19 protein-coding genes are annotated in these 22,904 nt (G+C 70.2%); 11 read left to right on the forward strand and 8 right to left on the reverse strand.

Annotation, left to right across the window (positions count from 1 at the left end):
• Positions 1–7 precede the first annotated feature (7 nt).
• Positions 8–844 carry a universal stress protein gene (locus AC6LJ9_RS10130; RefSeq protein ID WP_212321833.1) on the reverse strand — a complete coding sequence of 279 codons (837 nt, stop codon included), beginning with the start codon at positions 842–844 and terminating at the stop codon, positions 8–10.
• Between the two features lie 106 nt (positions 845–950).
• Positions 951–3,032, reverse strand: coding sequence for an FUSC family protein (locus AC6LJ9_RS10135; RefSeq protein WP_498147430.1), 2,082 nt, complete (start codon positions 3,030–3,032; stop codon positions 951–953).
• Positions 3,033–3,389: 357 nt separating this feature from the next.
• On the opposite strand from AC6LJ9_RS10135, the gene AC6LJ9_RS10140 reads away from it, so the two are divergent.
• On the forward strand, positions 3,390–4,310 hold the full coding sequence (locus tag AC6LJ9_RS10140) for an EAL domain-containing protein (RefSeq protein WP_212322671.1): 921 nt from the start codon (positions 3,390–3,392) through the stop codon (positions 4,308–4,310).
• A 51-nt stretch (positions 4,311–4,361) separates the two neighbouring features.
• On the opposite strand, the gene AC6LJ9_RS10145 is transcribed toward AC6LJ9_RS10140, so the two are convergent.
• Both AC6LJ9_RS10145 and AC6LJ9_RS10150 read right to left on the reverse strand, forming a co-directional pair.
• Positions 4,362–5,075: an MgtC/SapB family protein gene (locus AC6LJ9_RS10145; protein ID WP_498147431.1), complete on the reverse strand. Its 714-nt coding sequence runs from the start codon at positions 5,073–5,075 to the stop codon at positions 4,362–4,364.
• Positions 5,076–5,311: 236 nt separating this feature from the next.
• Positions 5,312–5,665 (reverse strand): hypothetical protein, encoded by a 354-nt coding sequence (locus AC6LJ9_RS10150; protein WP_233772439.1) that lies wholly within the window; start codon positions 5,663–5,665, stop codon positions 5,312–5,314.
• A 698-nt stretch (positions 5,666–6,363) separates the two neighbouring features.
• On the opposite strand from AC6LJ9_RS10150, the gene AC6LJ9_RS10155 reads away from it, so the two are divergent.
• Complete coding sequence (locus AC6LJ9_RS10155; protein WP_212319856.1) at positions 6,364–7,926, forward strand: TerC family protein; 1,563 nt, start codon at positions 6,364–6,366, stop codon at positions 7,924–7,926.
• A gap of 7 nt (positions 7,927–7,933) precedes the next feature.
• On the opposite strand, the gene AC6LJ9_RS10160 is transcribed toward AC6LJ9_RS10155, so the two are convergent.
• Positions 7,934–9,229, reverse strand: a complete 1,296-nt coding sequence (locus AC6LJ9_RS10160) for an ATP-binding protein (RefSeq protein ID WP_498147473.1) — start codon at positions 9,227–9,229, stop codon at positions 7,934–7,936.
• A gap of 320 nt (positions 9,230–9,549) precedes the next feature.
• Between AC6LJ9_RS10160 and chrA the strand changes: the two genes are divergently transcribed.
• Complete coding sequence (gene chrA / locus AC6LJ9_RS10165; RefSeq protein ID WP_498147432.1) at positions 9,550–10,815, forward strand: chromate efflux transporter; 1,266 nt, start codon at positions 9,550–9,552, stop codon at positions 10,813–10,815.
• A gap of 15 nt (positions 10,816–10,830) precedes the next feature.
• Here chrA and AC6LJ9_RS10170 read toward each other — a convergent pair whose 3' ends face one another.
• Both AC6LJ9_RS10170 and AC6LJ9_RS10175 read right to left on the reverse strand, forming a co-directional pair.
• Positions 10,831–11,640, reverse strand: coding sequence for an enoyl-CoA hydratase (locus AC6LJ9_RS10170; protein ID WP_498147433.1), 810 nt, complete (start codon positions 11,638–11,640; stop codon positions 10,831–10,833).
• 44 nt (positions 11,641–11,684) lie between these two features.
• Entirely contained in the window at positions 11,685–12,887 is a 1,203-nt protein-coding gene (locus tag AC6LJ9_RS10175) for a multidrug effflux MFS transporter (protein WP_498147434.1), read from the reverse strand.
• A 131-nt stretch (positions 12,888–13,018) separates the two neighbouring features.
• Between AC6LJ9_RS10175 and AC6LJ9_RS10180 the strand changes: the two genes are divergently transcribed.
• Complete coding sequence (locus tag AC6LJ9_RS10180; RefSeq protein ID WP_498147435.1) at positions 13,019–13,327, forward strand: Rdx family protein; 309 nt, start codon at positions 13,019–13,021, stop codon at positions 13,325–13,327.
• Positions 13,328–13,335: 8 nt separating this feature from the next.
• On the opposite strand, the gene AC6LJ9_RS10185 is transcribed toward AC6LJ9_RS10180, so the two are convergent.
• Entirely contained in the window at positions 13,336–14,490 is a 1,155-nt protein-coding gene (locus tag AC6LJ9_RS10185) for an MFS transporter (RefSeq protein WP_498147436.1), read from the reverse strand.
• A gap of 114 nt (positions 14,491–14,604) precedes the next feature.
• Here AC6LJ9_RS10185 and AC6LJ9_RS10190 point away from each other — a divergent pair, with 114 nt between their 5' ends.
• The 7 genes from AC6LJ9_RS10190 to gspE all read left to right on the forward strand — a co-directional run bounded on the left by AC6LJ9_RS10190 (position 14,605) and on the right by gspE (position 22,901).
• A complete protein-coding gene (locus AC6LJ9_RS10190; protein WP_212319881.1) occupies positions 14,605–15,093 on the forward strand; it encodes a MarR family winged helix-turn-helix transcriptional regulator in 489 nt (162 codons plus the stop codon).
• 213 nt (positions 15,094–15,306) lie between these two features.
• Positions 15,307–15,768, forward strand: a complete 462-nt coding sequence (gene gspG, locus AC6LJ9_RS10195; RefSeq protein WP_212319869.1) for a type II secretion system major pseudopilin GspG — start codon at positions 15,307–15,309, stop codon at positions 15,766–15,768.
• 22 nt (positions 15,769–15,790) lie between these two features.
• Positions 15,791–16,708 carry a type II secretion system minor pseudopilin GspK gene (gene gspK / locus AC6LJ9_RS10200; protein WP_498147437.1) on the forward strand — a complete coding sequence of 306 codons (918 nt, stop codon included), beginning with the start codon at positions 15,791–15,793 and terminating at the stop codon, positions 16,706–16,708.
• Positions 16,708–17,985, forward strand: coding sequence for a type II secretion system protein GspL (gene gspL, locus AC6LJ9_RS10205; RefSeq protein ID WP_498147438.1), 1,278 nt, complete (start codon positions 16,708–16,710; stop codon positions 17,983–17,985). The genes gspK and gspL overlap by 1 nt, the downstream gene beginning before the upstream one ends.
• Positions 17,982–18,614 carry a type II secretion system protein GspM gene (gspM, locus tag AC6LJ9_RS10210; protein WP_498147439.1) on the forward strand — a complete coding sequence of 211 codons (633 nt, stop codon included), beginning with the start codon at positions 17,982–17,984 and terminating at the stop codon, positions 18,612–18,614. The genes gspL and gspM overlap by 4 nt, the downstream gene beginning before the upstream one ends.
• A 4-nt stretch (positions 18,615–18,618) precedes the next feature.
• Positions 18,619–21,453, forward strand: a complete 2,835-nt coding sequence (gene gspD / locus AC6LJ9_RS10215; protein ID WP_498147440.1) for a type II secretion system secretin GspD — start codon at positions 18,619–18,621, stop codon at positions 21,451–21,453.
• The gene (gene gspE / locus AC6LJ9_RS10220) at positions 21,450–22,901 is read left to right on the forward strand and encodes a type II secretion system ATPase GspE (protein ID WP_498147441.1); all 1,452 of its coding nucleotides are present in this window, start codon (positions 21,450–21,452) and stop codon (positions 22,899–22,901) included. Before gspD ends, gspE begins: the two co-directional genes overlap by 4 nt.
• The last annotated feature ends 3 nt before the right edge of the window (positions 22,902–22,904 follow it).

Below are 22,904 nucleotides of genomic sequence, written 5' to 3' on the forward strand. Positions count from 1 at the left end.
CAGTCGCTCAGTGCGAGAACATGATCGGCACGGTCATGGTCTTCAGGATCGAGGCGGTCGCGCCGCCCATGGCCCACTCCCTGAGCTTGCTGTGACCATAGGCGCCCATGACGATCAGGTCAGCGCTGTAGTCGGCCGCCGCGTTGAGGATGGTGCTGCCCACGCCCACACCCTTGATGTCGCGGCGCACATGCTCGGGCCGGGGCATGCCCTGGGCTTCGCAGTAGCTGGCCAGGTCGTCGAAGCTGGCCGATCCGGCGCCCCGCGTGGCCGCGCCTTCGTCCATCGTCAGCACGACCAGGTGGTCCGCCATGCGCAGGACCGGCGCGGCATCCGCCAGCGCGCGGGCCGATTCGCGGCTGCCGTCCCAGCAATACAGCACGCGCTCGCCGATCACCGGAAAATGTCCGCTGGACGGCACGACCAGGACCGGCCGGCCGGCGGTCAGCAGGGTCTGCTCGACGAATTCGTTCTCATGGGCGGCCTCGACATCGTCGCGGTTCAGCTGGCTGACGATGATCAGGTCGCTGACGCGTCCTTGCTGCGCCACGCAGGCGCTGGGCGAGGTGTCGTCGCTGCGGACCTGGGCGGGGATGTCCGCCTGCGAAGCCGCCGCCAGGAACGCATTCTGGACGGTGTCGCGGCCTTGCGCCTGCAAGTCCTTCATGACATTCAGCGCCCGCGACATCAGCACCGATTCGCCGTAGTAGTACTGCGGCGGGGCGGAGGTGGCGTAGATGCCGACCAGTTCCGCCTGATGGCGTTTGGCCAGGCTGATGGCTGCCTGGGTGCGGCGCTTGCAGTCGAAACCATGGTCCAGATGGACGGAAATGCGGCGGTACATAGAGCCTCCTGAGTGAACTTGCGTTGGCTCTATCGTTGCGCGTTCGCGCCGGCCGGCGCTTGACGCACGTCAAGCCGGCCTCAGTTTGCCCCTTCCTGCGCAAGTCCTAGGCTTGCTGCAGCTTGTCGCGCAGCTGTTGGACCTGCCGCGCCTGGCGGGCGATGCGTTCCAGGGGTTCCGGCAGGCCGGGCTGCGCCTGGCCCACCGCCAGCGGCACCGGCATGACCCGGCCGCCGGGTTCCGGTTCGCCGTCGCGCGGGTGCAGGGCCCGCGCCAGGGTCTCGCCATAGTCGCGCAGCGCGGATGCCGCCTCGCTGTCCACAGGCAGGGCGGGCTGGATTTCCAGCACGGTGCCGGCGGCGGTCACCCGGCGCATGGCGTTGAGCAGGGTTTCGGCCGTGTCGACCTTGCTGTCGCGATGCAGGGGGTTCTGCTGCAGCCGTTCCAGCGACGCCTGGGCATTGTCGGCCGCCAGGCAGGCCTGCCGGCGCAGTTCGACGATGCGGCGTGGCGAGTCCGCCTGTTCGCCGCTTTTCTCCCGGATGAGCGCCAGCACATAATCGGCGTGTCGTTGCAGCGCGCGCGCCAGCGCGCCGGCCAGTTCGCGGGGCGCCTTCTCCGGCCACAGCAGAAAGCCGATCAGCAGCGCCAGCGCGGCGCCCAGCACGCTGTTGAAGGCGCGCAGCGCGGCCAGTTCCGGTTCGTGCAGGTCCGGCTGCTGGATATGGCTGACCAGCACGAACTGCGAGGTCAGGAAAAATGTGAACAGCGCGTAGTTCACCGTGCGCGCGGCAAACGTACCCAGCGCGATCGGCAGCACGGCCAGCGCGACGGAAAGCGGCGTGCTCAGCAGCAGGCCCAGCAAGGAGGCGCCGATCGCGCCCGCGACGCTGCCCAGCACGCGTTCCACGGTGCGCTGCCAGGTGGCGGCGAAATAGGGTTGCAGGATGAAGACCAGGGTCAGCGACATCCAGTAGCCGTGGTTGACGGCGAAGCTGCGCGACAAGGCGACGGCCAGCGTGGCGCCGATGCCCACGCGCAAGGCATGGCGCAGGGCGTCCGACTCCAGCCGCAGATTCTGGCGCAGCGTGTTCCAGGCTTGCCGCGCCGGCGCGGCGGCCGAGCCGGATGCCGCGCCGGTCGGCAGCTCGGCGGCATCGAACAGCGCCTGCCGGACGGACTGGGCGGACTGCTGCAGCCGGTCCAGCACCGGAATGACGCTTGCCAGCTCGGGTGCGTGCGCGAGCGCGGGGCCGCGCAATTCACGCAGATCGGCGCCGTAGCGTTCCAGCCGCTCGCGCAGGCGATCCGCCTGGCGCGCGTCGGCGGCGTCCGATGTGCCGGCGATGGCATTGCATATGCTGGCGTAGCGGTGCAAGGCGTGGCACAGGTGAGCGCCGGCATTGCGTCCCTGCCAGCGAGGCGCGTTCGATTCGAGCAGGTCGGCGGCGGCGACCAGGGCGATGAAACTGTCCTCGGCCCGGTCGAGCAGGTAATACAGCTGCCGCGCGCGGGTGCGGCGCGAGGGACGTGCGCCTTGCACTTCGCCGATGCGGTTACGCGCCGCCTCCAGCGCGGCCCGCAGCGCGGCGCGCTGAGAGCGGGACACGGCGCTCCATGCCGGCGCGCCAGTCTCGGGGCGCAGGCCGGAATACATGCCCGCCAGCGCGTCGGCGAAATCGGCCAGCCCGCGATAGCAATGGGCCACGGCCAGCGTGGCGTCCTTCCAGGGACGGCGGCGCCACACCAGCGCCGTCATCAGGATCGCCCACGATGCGCCCGCGACGAAGAACAGCGCGTAGCGCAGGCTCTCGACCAGCGTGGGCGCGGGCAGCTCGGCCGCCACCACGAAGCCGGCCGACAGCAGCGTGCCGATGATGGCCGCCGCCGGCCCCAGCACGCGCAGCAGGCCGCCCAGGGTGCAGCACAGGAAGGTCAGCGGCAGCAGCAGCCACAGGTAGGGCGCGCTCACGCTGGCCAGCAGGCAATACAGGCCGCCGGCCAGTCCAAGCGCCAGCATGGCGCCCGCGCGTTGCCGCAAAGGGCCGCCGGGATCGCCGAAGCAGGCCCAGAATGCCGCGATGGCGCTCCAGCCCAGCCGGGGTTCATCGAGCAGCACGGCCAGTATCACCGGCGCCGCGCTGGTGGCGGCGGCCTGCAGGGCGTCCAGCCAGAGGATGCGGCGCATGGCGGCGCGCCAGGGAGCGGGGGAGGAAATCAAGCTGCTGCTTCGTTCAGGAAGGGGCCCGGCGGGCGCGAGGCGCACACCCTACCATGCCGGGAAGACCGCCCATGCGCCTTCTTTCGTGGCAGGTCGTCGCCAATTTCGCGGGAGCCTACAGGTATGGTTACACATCTGTGACATCTACGCCGCGCGAGCACAAATTAATCTGGAGAAAACAGCGGAAATCGCCTAAAAAAACGTAAGCGTTACAACGCTGAATCGCCGGCTTGCGCAGTTCCGTGCCGGCGTTCATGTCCAGTGTGTCTCGGACCGCGCCCGGACAGCGCGGCCCAGAATCCGGGACGCTTCAGGAGCGTAGACATGACGCTGAATCAACAGGCAGCCTCCGGTCAGGTTGCGGACGACGTTGAAATTGCGGCCATGGTCGCCGGCAAGGACGGGCTCAGGGTATTGCTGCAGCCCCAGGTGGACCTGCTTACCGGCCGCATCGTATCGGCCGAGGCCTTGGCGCGTTGGCAGCACCCCCGCCTGGGCACGGTCATGCCCGCCGATTTCATCCCCTCGATCAACCGGCAGGGACTGGACAGGAAACTGTTCGAGCGCGTCAGCGTACGCGTGATCGAGATGCTGCAGACCATGCGGCGCGCGGGCGTCGCCATTCCCGTTGCGATCAACGCGCCGGCCAGCACGCTGTCCGACGCCGGGGCGGTCGAATCGCTGCTGCAGCGTATCCGCGCCGCCGAGCTGCCCGCTTCGCTGTTGCGGGTGGAGCTCACCGAGGATCAGCCCATCCGAGAGCTGGACGTGCTGCGGGCCTCGCTGCTGAAACTGGAAGAGGCCGGCTGCGAGGTCAGCCTGGACGATTTCGGCACCGGTCATGCCTCGCTCAAGCTGCTCTCCGCCATCCCGCTGTCCGAAGTGAAGATCGATCAGTACTTCGTCACCCGCATGCGGCGCAGCGCCGTGGCGTTCGAAGTGTTGCGCACGGCGGCCGAGCTGGCCACCCGGATGGGCTGGCGCGTCGTGGCCGAAGGCGTGGAGAACGTCGAGGACATCCCCGCGCTGCGCGCGGCGGGTTGCCGCTACGGGCAGGGCTACGCGCTGGGTCGGCCCATGCTGCTGGACGAGCTGATGATCCGGCTGCGCACGCAATACGACGGCGGAGAACCGTTGGCCGCGTCGGCCGCCTATGCCTCGTCGTGGATCCAGGCCTATGGTGGCGGGGCGGTGAAGTCCGAGGCGGATCGCGTGCAGGCGATCCAACCTGTCGCCACGCAATAGCGGGCGCCTTCCCGGCCTGTCCGCCCCTTCAGAAGCGGCACGGTTTCGGCATCAAACCGTCCGCGCCGCCCAGAAAGCCGTGCGCACCGACGGCGCGCTCGCGATCCGCGCGGCGACGCGGTCCAGGTCTTCCTCGTCGACCGCGGCTTCGCTCAGGGCGGCCTCGATCTCAACCTCGTTCTCGCCGAACTGGTCGATCTTCAGCTCCGACAGCGGCAGTTGCTCCGCCTCCAGCACGTCTTCCAGCACGGTCATGGCGGCCTGGCGCTCGTCCACGTGCGCGATCACGTGGATGACGGTGGTGACTTCGGTGGTCTGCGCGTCGACCGGCTGGCGGTTGATATGGCTGACCAGGGGCCGCAGCAAGGTGTTCGCGGCCAACACGAAGGCCGTGGCGGCCACGGCTTCGAGCAGCAGCGACGCGCCCGCGCAGGCGCCGATGGCGGCCGAGCCCCACAGCGTGGCGGCGGTGTTCAGCCCGCGGATGCTGCCGCCTTCGCGCATGATGGCGCCCGCGCCCAGGAAGCCCACGCCCGACACCACATAGGAAATCACGCGCGCGCCGCCGTCGGCGCCGTCGACGCGAAAGGCCATGTCGACGAAGATGGCGGCGCCCACAGCCACCAGCGCGTTGGTGCGCAGGCCCGCCGTGCGTTGGCGGAACTGGCGTTCGAAGCCGACGATGGAGCCCAGCACGAAGGCGCTGAGCAGGCTGACCAGCGTATTGGCCAGCGTCAGCAATTGGATGTTCTCGAAGTTTTTCATCTTGTTCTCTTGCAGCGTATTGTGAACAGGGCGCGGCCCGCCCCTTGCGATGGCCGCGCCCAGAATTGCCGGGCCCTTCAGACGGGCTGCCAGCTCGATACCAGGGCCAGCACCAGCGCCACCAGCCAGATCAGCACCAGGGCCAGCACCCGGGCGAGCAGCAGGTACTTGTACGGGTCTTTCATGACAGTCTCCTTTCCGTGTCCGCGATTCAGAAAACTACGGAATGGCGTTGCTCAGGCGGGCAGTACCGCGATGGCGGCGCCGGCGTCGTTTTCCCAATGCACGCGGCGCACGTCCGGGCTTTGGCCCAGCCGCAGCGCGACGGCGTTGAGCACGCCGCGCAACTGCGGCGGGCAGAGCAGGGTGACGGTGGTGCTGGCGAGCTGATCCGATTCTTCGCGCGAGATGCGCACGTTCAGCACGCGCAGGTCCAGCGCCTGCAGCTCGTAGTACAGCTGCTTGCGCAAGGCGTTCAGCGTGGCGCTGACGCTGACGATGGTGAAGCGATAGGTGGGCGCTGCCGGGCGCACGGCGGCGGGAGCCGCGTCGGCGCGGACGGGGAGCGTGAAAAAGGGCTTGAAGCGCATGGTCGTCTCCTTGCGAGGGGAGGACGATGAGGAAGGTCCACATGCGCGCGCCGAACCGTCAGCGAAGCAAGGCGCATGGCGCCCGGCCGTGAAAAGGCTGGCGGATAGGGGGGAGGCGGTAAGGCCGGGTCCTGGCTGGACGCAGGACCCGTCAGAAGATTCTGCGGATCGGTTGCGTCAAGCGGCGCGAGCAGTCGTGCTATGACTACATCCGTCGTTGTCCACAGTGATCTCAATGGGGTTTGAAGAGCGCCCAGTATAGCGAGGGCCTAGGGTAAACACCAAGACATTATTCATGCCGCCTGCAAATTCATGCCGCTCGTCAATCGCGGTGAATGACGGCTCTTGGATTTCAGGTAGTATTCAGTTTCCAGTAAGAATGAGAGCCCGGTGTGACGGGCGGACGCGAGGCCTTTGCACGACGCCGCGCCGCCTTTTTCGCCAAGCATGAACGACGACCCTCCTCCTAGCAGGGCGCCCCGCTGTCCGGGGCGCCCGAGACCTTCCTCCGACACGGCCCGGCCGGCGCGCCTCGCGCGTCCTGTCAGAACGGCCACGCAGCAGCCTTCCTTCCTCGTCCATCCGGTCCGGGCCGGGCCCCGCGCCCGTCTTGTGCGCGACCCCACGTCCGCGCTACGGTTTTCGCCATGCCTTTTCCGGGCCGCCTCGCGCCCGCCTGAACCCTATCTGGACCACTGATGATCTTTGATTGGATGTCCGACCCGACCGCCTGGCTTGGCCTGGCGACGCTGGTCATTCTTGAAATCGTGCTTGGCATCGACAACCTGGTGTTCATCGCCATCCTGGCCGACAAGCTGCCGCCGCACCAGCGCAACCGCGCGCGCATGATCGGCCTGACGCTGGCCATGGTCATGCGCCTGGGCCTGCTCGCCAGCATCGCCTGGGTGGTGACGCTGACCCAACCCCTGTTCACCGTGCTGGGCGCAGAGATCTCAGGGCGCGACCTGATCCTGATACTGGGAGGCCTGTTCCTGCTGTTCAAGGGCACCATGGAACTGCACGAGCGCGTGGAAGGCGGCGCGGGCCACGACGCCGGGCAGAAGACGCAGCACGCCGTGTTCTGGCAGGTGATCCTGCAGATCGTGGTGCTGGACGCCGTGTTCTCGCTGGACTCGGTGATCACGGCCGTCGGCATGGTGCAGGACCTGAGCATCATGATGATCGCCGTGGTCGTCGCCATGGCGGTGATGATGCTGGCCAGCCGCCCGCTGATGGGCTTCGTGGCGCGCCATCCCACCGTGGTGATCCTGTGCCTGGGCCTGCTGCTGATGATCGGCTTCAGCCTGGTGGCCGAGGGCCTGGGCTTCCATGTGCCCAAGGGCTATCTGTACGCCGCCATCGGCTTCTCGATCCTGATCGAGCTGTGCAACCAGCTGGCGCGCCGCAATCGCGCCCGGGGCGCGCACGCGCTGAGCCGTCGCCAGCGCACCGCGCAGGCGGTGCTGCGCCTGCTGCGCGCGGGGCGCGCCGGTCAGCCGGCTCAGCAGGCCGACGAAGTGGTCGCGCTGGTCGATGGCGCCGGCGACGAGCCAGCCTTCGCGCCCGAGGAAAGCTCGATGATCGAGCGCGTGCTGGCGGCCGGCGCGCGCGACGTGCGCTCGATCATGGTGCCGCGTGGCCGCATGGTGTGGCTGGATGTGGCCGATTCGCCGCAGACGGTGGTGCGCAAGTTCGCGTCGGGCCACTCGCGGCTGCCGCTGTGCGCTGGCGACGCGGCCAACGTGCTGGGCGTGCTGCACTTCAAGGACGTGCTGCCGTTGTTGTCGAATCCCGGCCCGATCGATCTGGTTGAGCTGGCGCGCGAGCCGCTGTACGTGCTGGAGACCACGCCGGTGCTGAAGGTGCTGGACGAGCTGCGCGCCTCGCGCGACCACATGCTGATCGTGGTGGACGAGCATGGCGTGTGCGAAGGGCTGGTCACGCCGATGGACGTGTTGACGGCGGTGGGCGGCGAACTGCCCGAGCACCGCGAAGACCCGCGCGAGGCGGTGCCGCTGTCCGATGGATCCTGGCTGCTCGAGGGCGGCCTGGCGGCCGACGAGGCGGCCCGGCTGCTGGACATGGAAGAGGCCTGGCAGGATGCGCCGGACGCGACGCTGGCGGGTTGTCTGCTGCGCGTCGTCGGCCGCATTCCGGAGGCCGGTGAAACGATCGCCTGGGGCGGATGGACCTTCGAGGTGACGCGCCGCGACGGGCTGCGCATCGATCAGTTGCTGGCGCGCCGCGACGCCGCGCAGTAGGGCGTCTTCAGGCCGGCCAGCGCAGCACGAAGCGCGCGCCGCCCAGGGGACTGTCCTGCACCTCGATGGTGCCGCCGTGATTGGCGGCCACCCGTTGCACGATGGCCAGGCCCAGGCCGGCGCCGCCGGTGCCTCGGTCGCGGCTTTCGTCCAGGCGGATGAACGGTTCGAACACCCGTTCGCGGTCGGCCTGCGGGATGCCGCCGCCGTCGTCGTCGACGGTCAGCTCGAATTCCTCGGCGGCGTTGCGCGTCAGCCCGATTTCCACGCGGGTATTGGCGTAGCGCACGGCGTTCTGCACCAGGTTCAGCAGCGCCCGGCTCATGTAGCGCGGGTGCAGCCGCACGTGCGCCGGACAGCCGGGCAGCATGGCGCACTGCACGGCGCGGGCCGTGGCCTGGTGGGCGACCTGCGCCAGGGCCTCGCCCATCCAGTCGGCGGTGTCGACGGTTTCCAGCTTGACGGTATCTTCACCCGGACGCTCCAGCCGGGCGTAGACCAACAGCTCCGCCACCATCGCCTCCAGTTCGGCGATATCCGCGCGCATGTCGTGCAGGACGGCGCTGCGCTTGGGATCGATGCCGCCCTCGCTCAGCATGTCGACCTCGAACGACAGCCGCGCCAGCGGCGTGCGCAGCTCGTGCGAGACGGCGTTGGTCAGGCTGCGCTGGTTGTCGATCAGCGCGGCGATGCGTTCGGCCATATGGTTGAAGCTCTCGCCGATGTGGCGGATGCCGGAGATGCGCGACAGGCGCACCCGGACGTCCAGGTCGCCTTGCGCCATCCGCAGCGTGGCGTTGCGCACCACGTCCAGGTCGCGATGGATGGGCATGGCCCAGAACAGCAGCAGCACGCCGGCCAGGATCAGCACCAGCACGGTCCACGCCGTCCAGGTCACCATCTTCTCGAGCGAACGCTGCGAGGGCAGGGTCACTTCCAGCCACTGGGCCGGCTCGCCGGGCATGCGCGACAGGAAGGTGTTGTAGTCGTCCCGCATGACGATGCCGTACTTGTCCACCATGTCCCGCTCGGCGCGGGTCAAGGCGGCCTGCGCCGGCGTCTTGATCTGCAGGCCCAGGCCATAGTGGGGCTTGATGCGGTCGCGCAGGTAGGCCTCGCGTTCGGACGGCGGTTGCGGATCCAGCTCGCTGCGCAGGGCATGCATCTGGCCGCGCAGCGTTTCGTAGACGAGGTCGGCGGTGATCGGTTCCAGCAGATAGCTGAAGCTGCGGCTGACGAACTGCGTCGCCAGGATATAGCCGATGGTCGCGACGATGAGGATGCGTAGCGCCAGCTTGAGCATGGATGCCCTGGCGGCCGCCTGCCTTGGGGCTTGGGCGGTGGTCTGTCGGGCGAGCCGGGATGCGCCGTGGGTGCTCATGATGCTGTTGTCTTGTGCTGGAGCGGGCATGGCGGACATGCCGCCACGGGCCAACGGGCGATCCTAGCCGCCGGCTTGATCGCAGATCTGCGGTTTTTGTTCGTAATTTGTGAAGATTCATGCACCTGGACTAGGGCGTGATGGCGGAACTCTCGATTGAATCGGAGCCTCGCCCCGGGCTATAAGCTAAATACCGGGGCGGACAGCTGTGGTTCCGCCCGGCCAGATGAAACACACCCACCATGCCGCAATCGCCGTCGCACGACGAACACGTCGCCAGCCAGTCCGCTGTCCATGAACAGACGGCGGTGGGGCGAAGTTCCTGTATCGAGGTGTTCCTGGCGTTCCTGCGGCTGGGCCTGACGTCCTTTGGCGGACCGGTGGCGCATCTGGGTTACTTCCGCACGGAATTCGTCGACCGCCGGCGCTGGCTCGACGACTACACCTATTCGGATCTGGTGGCGCTGTGCCAGTTCCTGCCGGGACCGGCCAGCAGCCAGGTGGGCATGGCGATCGGCCTGAAGCGCGCGGGCTGGGCGGGCATGCTGGCCGCCTGGCTGGCTTTCACGCTGCCCTCGGCCCTGGCGCTGATGCTGTTCGCCCTGGGGCTGGCCCATTTCGGCTGGCTGTCGGGCTCCGCCGCGATCCATGGCCTGAAGGTCGCGGCGGTGGCGGTCATCGCGCAAGCGGTGTGGGGCATGGGCCGCACGCTCTGTCCGGACCAGATCCGGGCCGGCATGGCCTGCGCGGCGGCGCTGATCACCCTGGCCTTGCCCTCGGCACCGGGACAGTTGGCCGCCATCGCCCTGGGCGCGGTGGTGGGCGCGGCCGTGCTGCAACTGCCGCCGCGACCCTTGCTCGGACAACCGTCTCAAGGCGTGCGGCGCGGCACGGGATTGCTGCTGCTGGGCCTGTTCGCGGCCCTGCTGATCGGCCTGCCGGTCCTGGCCGAGTACGCCGCCACGCCGCTGGCCGCGCAATTGGCCGGTTTCTACCGGGCTGGCGCGCTGGTTTTCGGTGGCGGGCACGTGGTGTTGCCCCTGCTGGAATCCACGGCGGTCGCCGGTGGCATGGTGTCGCAACCGGATTTCCTGGCTGGCTATGGCGCGGCGCAGGCCATGCCGGGACCCTTGTTCTCCTTTGCCGCCTTCCTGGGCATGGCTTCGCAGCATCCCGCCGGCGGCTGGATGGGCTGGATCAGCGGTTTCGGCATGCTGGCGATGATCTTCCTGCCGGGCGCCTTGCTGCTCGCCGGCGCGATGCCGTTCTGGGACGGACTGCGCCGGCGGCCGGGCGTGCGCAACATGCTGGCCGGCGTGAACGCCGCCGTGGTCGGCGTTCTGCTGTCGGCCCTGTACGACCCCGTGTGGACATCCGCCATTCGCGGGCCGGCGGACTTCGGGCTGGCCCTGCTGTTGTTCGGCTTGCTGGTGTACGCGCGCTGGTCGCCGGTGTGGGTGGTGATCACGGCGGCGGCGGGCGGCTGGGCGCTGGGCTGGCTGGTCTGATCCGCCCCTGGTCGTTCAGGCCAGGCCGCGCCAGCGCGGCGCGCGCTTCTGCAGGAAGGCGTCGATGCCTTCGGCGGCATCGTCTTCCATCATGTTGCGGGCCATGACGTCGCCGGCGTAGTCGTAGGCGTCAGCCAGCGCCATCTGCCGCTGCTTGTAGAACATGCGCTTGCCGTGGCGGATCGCCGCGGGGCTCTTGGACAGGATCTCGGCAGCGAGTTCGTCCACGCGCGCGTCCAGCCGGTCCTCGGGCACGGCATCATTGACCAGGCCCCAGTCCGAGGCCGTGGCCGCGTCGATGAATCGTCCGGTGACCAGCATTTCAAAGGCGCGCTTGGCCGACACGTTGCGGCTGAGAGCCACCGCCGGCGTGGCGCAGAACAGGCCGACGTTGATGCCCGACACGGCAAAGCGGGCGTCATCCGCGCAGACCGCCAGGTCGCAGCTGGCCACCAGCTGGCAGCCGGCGGCGGTGGCGATGCCGCGAACCTTGGCGATGACCGGCACGGGCAGGGCTTGCAAGCCCTGCATCACCGCGCCGCACTTGCGGAACAACTCACGGTAGTAGTCCAGCGACGGCTGGCTGCGCATTTCACGCAGGTCATGCCCGGCGCTGAAGGCGCGGCCGCTGGCTTCCAGCACCACGCAGCGCAGGTTCGCGTCGCAGGCCAGCGCATCGATCTGCGCCTGCAGCGCGCCCAGCAGCGCTTCGGACAGCGCGTTGAACTGTCCCGGCCGGTTCAGGCGCAGCGTGACGATGCCCTGGCTGTCGGTGCGCAGCAGCGGCGCTTCGAGGGCCGGGCTGGCGGAAGATTGCGTGCTCATGTCGTCTCCTGTCGTTGTGGCGTCAGGATACCAGCGCGGCAGTCTCAGCCGTGGCGGGACGCGGACCGCGCGATCCAGCCGGAGGCGCACAGCAGCGGACCGGCCAGCAGCGCGCCGATCAGCGCCATGGCCAGCTGCGGGCTCATGCCCTGGCCCAGCAGCAACGTCGCGATCAGGGCGGACCCGCTCATCTGGAACTGGCCGAACACCGCGGCGGCGGTGCCCGCGCGGTCCGCGTAGGGTTCCAGCGCCAGGCTCAGGGCCGAGCCCAGCGCCAGCGAAAACCCGACCGTCAGCACCGCCACCGGCAACATGAAGGCCCAGGCGGACAAGGGCAGCCAGAGCCAGGCCGCCAGATGCATGGCCGCCGCCAGCAGCAGGGCGACCAGGCCCGCGCGCAGCATGGCGAGGCGGCCGAAGCGCGCGATGAACCTGGGCGCGAGGAAGAACGCGACGATGTTGAGCACGGCATTGCCGCCGAACCAGGCGCCGAAGCCCAGTTCGGAATAGCCCAGCCGCTGGACCAGCACCACCGGCGCGGCCGACACGAAGACCAGGATCATGGCCATGCCCGCCATGCCGAACACGGCGAAATACACGAAGCGGCCGCTCGTCGCGATGGGCAGGTACTGGCGCCAGCCCGCCACGCGGGCGGCGGGCCCGGCGGCCGGCGGCCGGGTCTCGCCAAAGCGCCGCGCCAGCAGCAGCGCCAGCGTCAGCGCGAACAGCGCCATGAAGACAAAGGTGCTGCGCCAGCCGGCCAGCACGGCCAGAGCGCCGCCCAGCATGGGCGCCAGCGCCGGCACCGAGCACAGCGCGCCGTTCAGGTAGCTGTAGATGCGCGCGCCTTCGGCCGGGGCGTAGCGGTCGCGCACGGCGGCGAAAGCCACCAGCGAAGCGGCGCAGGCGCCGATGCCCTGGATCACCCGCGCGGCATAGAACCATTCCACCGTGCCGGCGCAGGCGCCCAGCAGGGAGCCTGCGACGTAGGCCGCGACCCCGGCCAGCGCCACCGGCCGGCGGCCGTGGCGGTCGGCCAGCGGTCCGATCAGCAATTGGCTCAGGCCGACCGCGAAGATGAACAGCGTGACGCTGGTCTGCATGGCGGCCATCGTGACGCCGAAATCCTGCGCCATGCCGGGTAGGGAAGGCAGGTAGATGTCGATGCCCATCGGCGTGAGCGTGACCAGGGCCATCAGCAGGCCGATCAGCCAGGCCTGGCTGCGGGAGGTGGATACAGGGGTCATTGCAGGTTCCGGGCCGCAAGAAGGCCAGGGAAAAACCCTCGATTATCCCTCAAGCCCGGATCGGGCGCTGGCGGTTCCCCGGACGGGTGACGATGCCGCCGCCGGCCGGGGGCTCAAGTAGAATCGCCGGCATGAGCGACACCATCGGCCCCCGCATCGTCATCGTCTATTGCACCCAGTGCCAATGGCTGCTGCGCGCCGCCTGGATGGCGCAGGAATTGCTGTCCACGTTTTCCACCGACCTGGGCGAGGTCGCGCTGCAGCCGGGCACCGGCGGCGTGTTCCAGGTCAGCTGCAATGGAGAACTGGTGTGGGACCGCAAGCGCGACGGCGGCTTTCCGGATGCCAAGACGCTCAAGCAGCGCGTGCGCGATCTGATCGATCCCTCGCGCCCGCTGGGCCATGTGGACGGTCATCGCAAGGACCCGGCCGAAGGCTGACGGACGCGTCAGCGCCGGTCCGCCTGCGGCCGGAACCGCAGGGCCATCGCGAACAGGATCGCGCAGATCGCCATCATCACTCCCCATGCGGGCCGCAGGTCCGATACATGTTGCCGGATCAGACCGGCCGCGTACGGAAACATCGCCGCGATCAGATACCCCACGCCTTGCACGAAGGCCGCCAGCCGGCCGGCCTGCGCGGGCGTGGCCGCGTGGTCCATGGTCACGATCAGCGACAGGGGGAAGAGGGCGCCGATGCCCAGGCCCGCCAGTACCGCGGCCGGCCAGGCAAGGGCCAGCGGCGCGATGGCCAGGCCCGCCAGACCGACCAGCAGCGAGCCGATCGCCAGATACAGCGCCGGGCGGCGGTCGGGCAGGCGGCCGATCAGCGCGGACACCAGCAGGCCGGCCGCGATCTCCGCGACCGTGACGGCGCCCAGCAGGCTGCCCGCCGCGACCGGCGTCCAGCCCAGCGCGGTGTAGTACGGTGGCAGCCAGGCTAGCACCAGCGTATAGGCGCCCGTGCCCAGGCCGAAGAAGACGGCCAGCAGCCAGGCGCGGCGCCCATGCGCGCGGTCGGCGCTTGTGGTTTGCGCGACTGCCTCGGCGCGGCCAGCGGCGCGCGCCCAGCAGGCCAGCGCGATCAGGGCAGGCACGGCCCAGGCCGCCAGCGACAGGGACAGCGATTGTTGGCGCGCCATCAGCGGGGTGGCCACGCTGGCGATGGCCGCGCCGCCCATGATGGCCGTCGAATACAGCCCCATCACGCCGCTGCTGGCGGCCGCCAGTCGGGCCTTGATGAAGCCGGGCAGCAGGGCCTGCGCGATGGCGATGCCAAGCCCGGCCGCGACGCCGGTGGCCAGCAGCGCGCTGGTCTGGCCCGCCGCCAACCGGGCGCCGGCGGCGATGGCGATCACGGCCAGCCCCAGCAGCACGCCCAGGCGTTCTCCCAGCAGGAGGCGCAGCGGCGCCGCGCTCAGCGCGCCGAGGCCCATGACAAAGACGGGCAGGGCGGTCATCAGGCCCGCCGCGCCGTCGGACATGCCGGTCGCCGCCTGCAAGGCGTCCAGCAGGGGCGGCACCGAGGCCAGCACGGGGCGCAGGTTCAGGCCCACCAGGATGATGGCGGCCACCTGCCACCGTTGCGCTACGGAAAGATTCACTGCTGCTCCCTGCGATCGGCCTGCGTACGCATGGCCGCGTTGCTAAAATATCTCGATGTCAAGATATTTGGAATTTATCTTGACGTCAAGATAACTGGAGATGCCGTCATGGTTATGGATAGGGCGGGCCGCGCGGTGGCCCAATGGAACCGCGAGCTGCCGGACCTGGACGCGTCCAGCATGTTGGTGCTGGGCCGCCTCGCCGAATGCGCGCTGGTCATCACCCGTGACCGGATCAATCCCTTGTTCGCGGAATTCGGCCTGCAGCCGGGCGAATTCGACGTGCTGGCCACGCTCCGGCGCAGCGGCGCGGCGCAAGGGCTGACGCCGACCGCGCTGTACGAGGACATGATGATCTCGTCGGGCAGCATGACCAATCGCATCGACCGCCTGGAAAGCGCCGGCCTGGTGGAACGCGTGCCGAATCCCGGCGACGGGCGCGCGACCCTGGTACGGCTGACCCGCGCCGGCCTGAAGCTGATCGACCGGGCCGTGGTCGCGCATGTGCGCAATCAGGCCGAAGTGCTGTCGCCGCTGGACGCGGCCGAGCAGCGCCAGCTCGCGGGCCTGCTGGGCAAGCTGTTGGGCGCCTACGCCGGCTAGGGCGGATTGCCTGCGGGCGTAGCTGCGGGACAGCACACCAGGATCCACCTCGCGGGCGCTTGCGGCGCTCCGGTCGTAGCTTTCAATCCTCCGCACAATACGTCAAATGCGTGAAATCCGGGGTTGCCAATATCTCCGGACCTGAACGGCGCCCGACTGACCCGGACGCGCGCCGGTTCTCGGGTCCAACGGCAGCCTCGGAGTCACCGCGCGATGAAAGCAAGCCGGCACCTGACGGATACGCATTGCCCGCCCGGCCATCGGCAGCGCGGTTTCACGCTGATCGAGATCATGGTGGTGATCGTGATCATGGGCATCCTGGCGGCGCTGGTGGTGCCACGCCTGCTGGATCGGCCCGATCAGGCGCGCGCGGTCGCCGCGCGCCAGGACATCAGCGCGCTGATGCAGGCGCTCAAGCTCTATCGGCTGGACACCGGCAGCTATCCCAGCACCGACCAGGGACTGCGCGCGCTGGTGGAGCGGCCCGCGTCGGGCCCCGGCGCCAATAGCGCCTGGCGCGCCTATCTGGACCGCCTGCCCAATGATCCCTGGGGCCATCCCTATCAGTACCTGAATCCCGGCACGCACGGCGAGATCGATGTGTTTTCCTACGGCGCCGACGGCAAGCCTGACGGGGAAGCAGGCAATGCGGACATCGGCTCCTGGCAACTCTGAGCGCCGCGCCCGGCAGCAAGGCATGGCCGTCATCAGCGCTTTGCTGGTGGTGGCGGCGGTGACCATGATCACCGCCTCGCTGCTGCAACGCCAGGACGCCTTCCTGCGCGGGGTGCAGGCCGCGCAGAACCGCGCCCAGGCCCAGGCGCTGCTGCGCGGCGGCCTGAACCTGGCGCTGCGCCTGGTCAAGGAGGACGGCGAGCGCAATGCCACGACGCGCGGCGACGCGCCCTGGGCCGCGCCCATCGCCGATGCGCGGCTCGCGTCCACGGCCGGCGGGCAGCCGGTGTTCCTGGGTCACCTGGAAGACGAACAGGGCAAGCTCAACCTGCGCAACCTGGTCTTCGAGGGCAAGCTGTATCAGGACGGCGTCGAGGAACTGGCCCGCCTGTGCCAATCGCTGGGGCTGCGGCCGGAGGTCGCGGACGCCCTGGCGCAGCGCATGCTGGCGTCATTGCCGCCGCCGCAGAATGCTGGCGACGGCGCGGCTTCCGCTCGGCCTGGCGATGCCGGGCGGCCCGGGCTGGCGCCATTTCCCCGCAGCCTGGACGAGTTCGCCGGCGCGCCGGGCGTGGACCCCGCCGTCGTCGCGCGCCTGCGGCCCTATGTCACGGTGCTGCCGCGCGTCACCCTGGTCAACGTGAACACCGCGCGGGCCGAAGTGATCGCCGCCCGCGTGCCCGATCTGTCGCTGGAGCAGGCGAAGGCGCTGGTCGCCCAGCGCGATGCCGGCATGTGGTTCGCCACGGAGGGCGATTTCGCCAACCGGTTGAACCTGCCCGGGCAACAGGGCAATCCGACGCGCGTGGCCGTGCAGAGCAACTGGTTCCGGCTCGCCGGCGCGGCGCGGCTCGGGTCGGCGCTGGTGCCGTTCCAGGCGCTGCTGGCGCGCGGCGCGAATCCATGGCCCGAGGTGCTCTGGTCGAGAGAAGGCGCCTGATGCCGGAGATCCGAGTCCTGTTGCCGGCCTTGCGCCTGCTTGCCGCCGACACGCCGCTGCCCTATGCGCTGCGCGAGGGCAAGACCTGGCTGCGATCCGCCACGCCGCGCAGCCTTGCCGCGTTGGCCGACCTGCACCGGGGCGCGCGCGTGACCGCCTTCATGCAGCCCGAGGACATGGCGCTGGCCGCCGCGTCCTTGCCGCCGCTGGCGCCCGCGCGCCTGAAGGTGGCGGCGGCGGGCGCGGTGGATCTGCTGGCGCTGGGCGACGCCGACGCGCTGCTGGTGGCTCATGGCGCGCGCGCCGCGGACGGCAATGTCTGCCTGGCCTGGATCGCCCGCGAACAGGCGGAACGGGCGCAGGCGCTGATGGAAGGCTGCGGCCTGACGGCGGCGGCTCTTGCGCCGCTGCCGCTATGGCTGCCGCGCACGCCCGACGGCTGGACCCTGATGCAGGGAGACGATTGGGTGGCGCTGCGCGCCGGTTCCGATCACGTGGAGATTCATGCGATCGCGCGCACGGACATCGCTTCCGGCGAGGCTTCCAGCGGGGATGCAGGCGGCACGGCCCTCATGGGCGGCCATGCCGCTGGCGCGGAACGGCCGGGCGCGGACATCCCTGGCGTGCAAGCCCTGTTGCGCGCGCAGGAGGCAGCCAGACCGGCGCGGATCGTCTGGATCGGCGAGATTCCCACCTGGTGGCCGGCGGACGTGCCAGCGGAACAAGGCCGCGAGATCGACGCCGGCGGCGATGCCGCGCCCGTCTGGAGCCTGACGCTGGCCCGCCGCCGCGCGGGCGCCATGGCCGGGTCGTGGCGCGGTCCCGTCAAATGGGCCGCCATCGCCGCCGCGGTGTGGATGGGCGGCCTGCAGCTGCAGGCCTGGCGCCTTGAACGCGGCGCCGCCGAACTGCGCGCGCAAGTGCATGGCCGCGTGCAACAGGCGTTCCCCGCCTTGGCCCGCGTGACCGATCCCTTGCGCCAGGTCCGCCAGCAGTTGCAAGGCGGCCCGGGGCAATCCGAGTTCGCGTTCCTTTTGGGCGCGGCCACGCGGCATCTGGCCTTCGCCGCCGGCGAAGTGGCCGGCCTGCGCTATGCGGACGGCGCGCTGGACGTAGAGATGGCGCCCGGCGCACGCCGCGATCCGGCGCCGGAGGGCGCCACGCCGGACTGGATCAAGACCGCGGCCAAGGACGGCGTATCCGTCGAGGCCCAAGCCGGCGGCTGGCGCCTGCGCCGCGCGCCGCCGCAGGGCGCGGCGCCCGCGAGCCGCTCATGAGCTTCGCATTCCGGCCCCTGGCGGCGGCGCCGTTCGCGGCATGGCGCAAGCGCATCGCGGACGGGCGCGCGCGCGCCGGGGCCTATTGGCTCGGACTGGCGCCGCGCGAACGCCGCATGCTGGCCGGTTGTGCGCTGGTGGCGCTGGCCGCGCTGTGCTGGCTGGCGCTGATCGAGCCGGCGCTGGCCAGGGCCGAGCGCGCGCGCGCCGAACTGACGCGCCTGCGGGGCTTGAGCATCGAGCTGGAAACACTGCTGGCCCGGGCGCCTCGCGGAGAAGCCACGCGCGGCCCGGCCACGCAAGCGTCGCTGCGCCTCGAACTGGAGCAGGCCGGCTTGCGGGCCGACGTGACGGCGCCAGGCCCGGATGGCCGCTGGCGCCTGAGCCTGGATGAGGCGCGTGCCGAACCCCTGCTGCGTTGGCTGCTGACGCAGCCCGAGCGGCTGTCGCTGCGGCCGGACCGGATCGACTTGCGTCGCGCCGATGCGCCCGCCGGCGCCGGGCCCAGGCCGACCGTCACGGTGCTGGAAGTGCCGGGCAAGGGCGCCGCGCCGCCCACCGGGATGTCGCCCCTGGATCAGTACCGCGTATCGATCGAGTTGTCCCCCGCCACCCGGAACGAGAGGTAACACAGTGACGCAGTATCGCTTGCCGCAAGCCGCCCGCACGACGGCCCGGCGCAAGGTCGTGAGCATGGCCGTCCTGGCCGCGCTTGCCGGTTGCTCGACGCCGGACGGCGGCCGGCGTGCCGACGCGCCGCAGACGGGGCTCGATGGCTTGCCGCCGCTGGCCATGACGCTGGCGCCCACCGCGCAGTCCAGGGCGACGCCGGCGCCCGTGGCCGCGCCGGCGCAGCCCTTGCGCACCGCGCAGGCGTCACGCGCCGTGGGCGGCGACAAGCGCGCCGCGCCGCTGCTGGCGCAGGCAGACTCCGGGCAAAAGACCAGCGATACCCCGGCCGCCAGCGTCCCTCCGGGCAAGCCCGCCGCCGCCGCGCAGGACGGCGTGCTGCTGAATTTCGTCGACGCCGACATTCCCGCCGTGCTGCGCGTGCTGGCCAAGTTCACCGGCAAGCAGTTCCTGGTCGACCCGCGCGTCAAGGGCACGCTGACGCTGGTGTCGCAGGGGCCGGTCGCGCCGGACGCCGCCTACAGCATGCTGCTGGGCGCGCTGCGCATGCAGGGCTATGCGGCGGTCGACGTGGCCGGGGGCACCCGGGTGATGCCGGAAGCCGACGCCAAGCTGCAGGGCGGGCCGGTGCAAAGCGCCGACGCGCCGGCGGGCGGCGGCGTGGTCACGCGGACCTTCCGCCTGAGCTACGAGAACGCGACCGCGCTGGTGCCTGTGCTGCGCCCGATGATCGCGCCCAGCAACAGCATCACGGCCTATCCGGCCAACAACACGCTGGTCATCACCGACTACGCCGACAACCTGGATCGCATCGGCCGCATCATCGCCAGCATCGACAATCCTTCGTCGCTGGTCACCGAAGTGGTCAAGGTACGGCAGGGCATCGCCGTGGATATCGCCGGCATGGCCTCGGAATTGCTGGACGCGCAGCGCAACGAGGACCCGAGCCAGCGCGTCGTCGTGGTCGCCGACCCGCGCGCCAACAGCGTGATCGTGCGCTCCGGCAGCCCCGGCCGCGCCAAGCTGGCGCGCGACCTGATCCGCCAGCTGGACAGCTCGCAGACTGACCCGGACAACCTGCATGTGGTCTACCTGCGCAACGCCCAGGCCACGCACCTGGCGCGCGTGCTGCGCGGCGTCCTGACCGGGGAAAGCGACGGCGGCGGCGGCAGCAGCGACGCCGCCGCGCGCGCCGCGCTGGGGCCGGGCGGGGCCTTCGGCGGCGGCCTGGGCAACAGCTCGGGCAATACCAACGGCCAGCAGGCGAATACCACTGGCGCCAGCGGCTCCGGCTCTGGCCAGAACAGCGGCACGGGCAGCGCCGCCCGCGGCGGCTACAGCGGCCGGGGCACGGACGCGCTCGGACCCGGCGCCACCGGCCGCAAGGGGCAGGACGGCTCGGCCTTCTCGGCCAATGGCGTCACGGTGAACGCCGACGCCACCACCAACACGCTGATCATCTCGGCACCCGAGCCCATGTACCGCAGCCTGCGCAAGGTGATCGACCTGCTGGACCAGCGCCGCGCCCAGGTGCTGGTGGAAAGCCTGATCGTGGAGATCACGGAGAACGACGGCGCGGAGCTGGGCATCCAGTGGCTGGCAGGCGGCGGCCGCGTGTTCGGCGGTGCGAACTTCGGCAAGGACACATTCACGACGGGCGCCAAAAATTCCATCCAGGCGCTGCCCAAGGGCGGCCTGAGCATCGGCGTGATCTCGGGCACCATCAACATCCCCGGCGTGGGCGAGGTGGCGAACCTGGGCGTGCTGGCGCGCGCGATGCAGACCAAGGGCGGCAGCAACGTGCTGTCCACGCCGAACCTGCTGACCCTGGACAACGAGCCGGCCTCCATCATGGTGGGCAAGACCGTGCCCTTCGTCAGCGGCCAGTACATCACGCCTGGCAGCACCAACAGCAATCCCTTCCAGACCATCCAGCGCGAGGACATCGGCCTGAAGCTCAATATCCGGCCGCAGATTTCCGAGGGCGGCACGGTCAAGCTGGACATCTATCAGGAAGTCAGCAGCATCGACCGGACCGCGGATGTCGCCGCCGGGCTGGTCACCAACAAGCGCGCCATGGACACCAGCGTGCTGCTGGACGACGGCCAGATCATGGTGCTGGGCGGCCTGCTGGAAGACAGCGTCACGAACAGCCGGGACCAGGTGCCGGTGCTGGGCTCGATCCCGGTGCTGGGCAGCCTGTTCCGCTACGACACGCGCGGACGCAGCAAGACCAACCTGATGGTGTTCCTGCGCCCCTACGTGGTGCGCGATTCGGCCGGCGGCATGGGGCTGACCCAGAGCCGCTACAACTACATGCGGCGGGTGCAGAGCCAGGTGCAGCCGGCGGACCATCCGCTGCTGCCCGACATGCGGGCGCCAGTGCTTCCGCCGGCCGGCGTGCCGGTGGCGGGGCAGCCCTATGACTTCCGCGCCGGTTCGCTGGAGCAGACCCTGCGCCGGGAGCCACCCGCCACGCAGGGCACGACCGAACCAAGGCAGCTGGCCGCCGTCAAGAACCCGGCCGATGAGCGCACCGAAGTGCGCACGCGCCTGCCGGCCGGCCTGACCGTCGCCAGCGATCCCGCCGCGCTGTACGGCCAGCCGGATACCAGCAACACCGTGCTGCAGTTCGCCGACGTGGCCACGGAAGCCGAGGCGACGGCGGTCTCCCGGCGCGTACAGGTCAGCGGCCTGAAGGCCTACACCCTGTCCGGGCCGGGCGGGCAGAGTTACGTGGTGCGCGCCAGCGTGCCGCGCGACCAGCGCTCGGTGGACACCGCGCTGCAGCTGCTGCGCGAGCTGGGCTACCAGCCCGAGATGGTGCTGGGCCTATGAGCGCGCCCGCCGGCGAAGCCGCGCAAGGCGCCGGGACGCGCTTGCCCTACGCCTGGGCGCGCGCGCAGCGGGCCTTGCTGCGCCGCGTGGGTGATGGCGACGAACTGGTCGTCAGTCCGCTGACGCCGTCCTGGGCCATCACCGAAGTGCGCCGTCGCCACGGCCCGATGCCGCTGCGCCAGGCGGCCGACGCCGAGCTGGAGTCCCTGCTGACGGCGGCCTACGCCGATGCCGGCGACGCCGCCGCCGTGGTCGGCGCGGCCGAGAACGAGGTCGACCTGGATCGGCTGATGCACGAGATGCCGGAAGTCACGGACCTGCTCGACGCCCTGGACGACGCGCCCGTCATCCGCATGATCAACGCTTTGTTCACCCAGGCCGCGCGCGACGGCGCCAGCGACATCCACATCGAGCCGTTCGAGACGCACTCGGTGGTGCGCTACCGCGTCGACGGCGGCCTGCGCGACGTGGTCAGCCCGCGCAAGGCGCTGCACTCGGCGCTGATCTCGCGCATCAAGATCATGGCGCACCTGGACATCGCCGAGAAGCGCCTGCCGCAGGACGGCCGCATCGCGCTGCGCGTGGGCGGACGGCCCATCGACATCCGCGTGTCCACCGTGCCCACCGGCCACGGCGAGCGCGCCGTGCTGCGCCTGCTGGACAAGGAGGCAGGGCGCCTCAAGCTCGAACGCCTGGGCATGGCGCCCGGCGTGCTGGCGGAACTGGACCGCCTGGTGCACCAGCCGCACGGCATCGTGCTCGTGACCGGCCCGACCGGCAGCGGCAAGACCACCACGCTGTACGCCGCGCTGGGCCAGATCGACGCCGCCACCAGCAATGTGCTGACCGTGGAAGACCCGGTGGAATACGACCTGCCGGGCATCAGCCAGATCCAGGTCAACGCCAAGATCGACATGAGCTTCGCCGTGGCGCTGCGCGCCATCCTGCGGCAAGACCCCGACGTCATCATGATCGGCGAGATCCGCGACCTGGAGACCGCCCAGATCGCGGTGCAGGCCTCGCTCACCGGCCACCTGGTGCTGGCCACGCTGCATACCAACGACTCGGTCTCGGCGCTGACCCGCCTGACCGACATGGGCGTGGAGCCGTTCCTGCTGGCCTCGTCGCTGCTGGGCGTGCTGGCCCAGCGCCTGGTGCGGCGCCTGTGCCAGGAGTGCAAGCGGCCCGCGCCCGAGGGCGGCCATTTCCTGCCGGTGGGCTGCCCGGCCTGCAATCACACCGGCTATCGCGGCCGCACCGGCATCCACGAGCTGTATGTCATCGACGACGAGCAGCGCCGCCTGATCCACGAAGGCGCGGGCGAACAGCAGCTGCGCGTGGCCGCGCAGCGCACCGGCATGAAGCTGATGCGCGAGGACGGCGAGCGCTGGGTCCGCGACGGCCAGACCGCGCCGGAAGAAATCATCCGCGTGACGCGGGACGGGTAGAGG

It is taken from the genome of Achromobacter sp. 1011811831 (genome assembly GCF_059760905.1).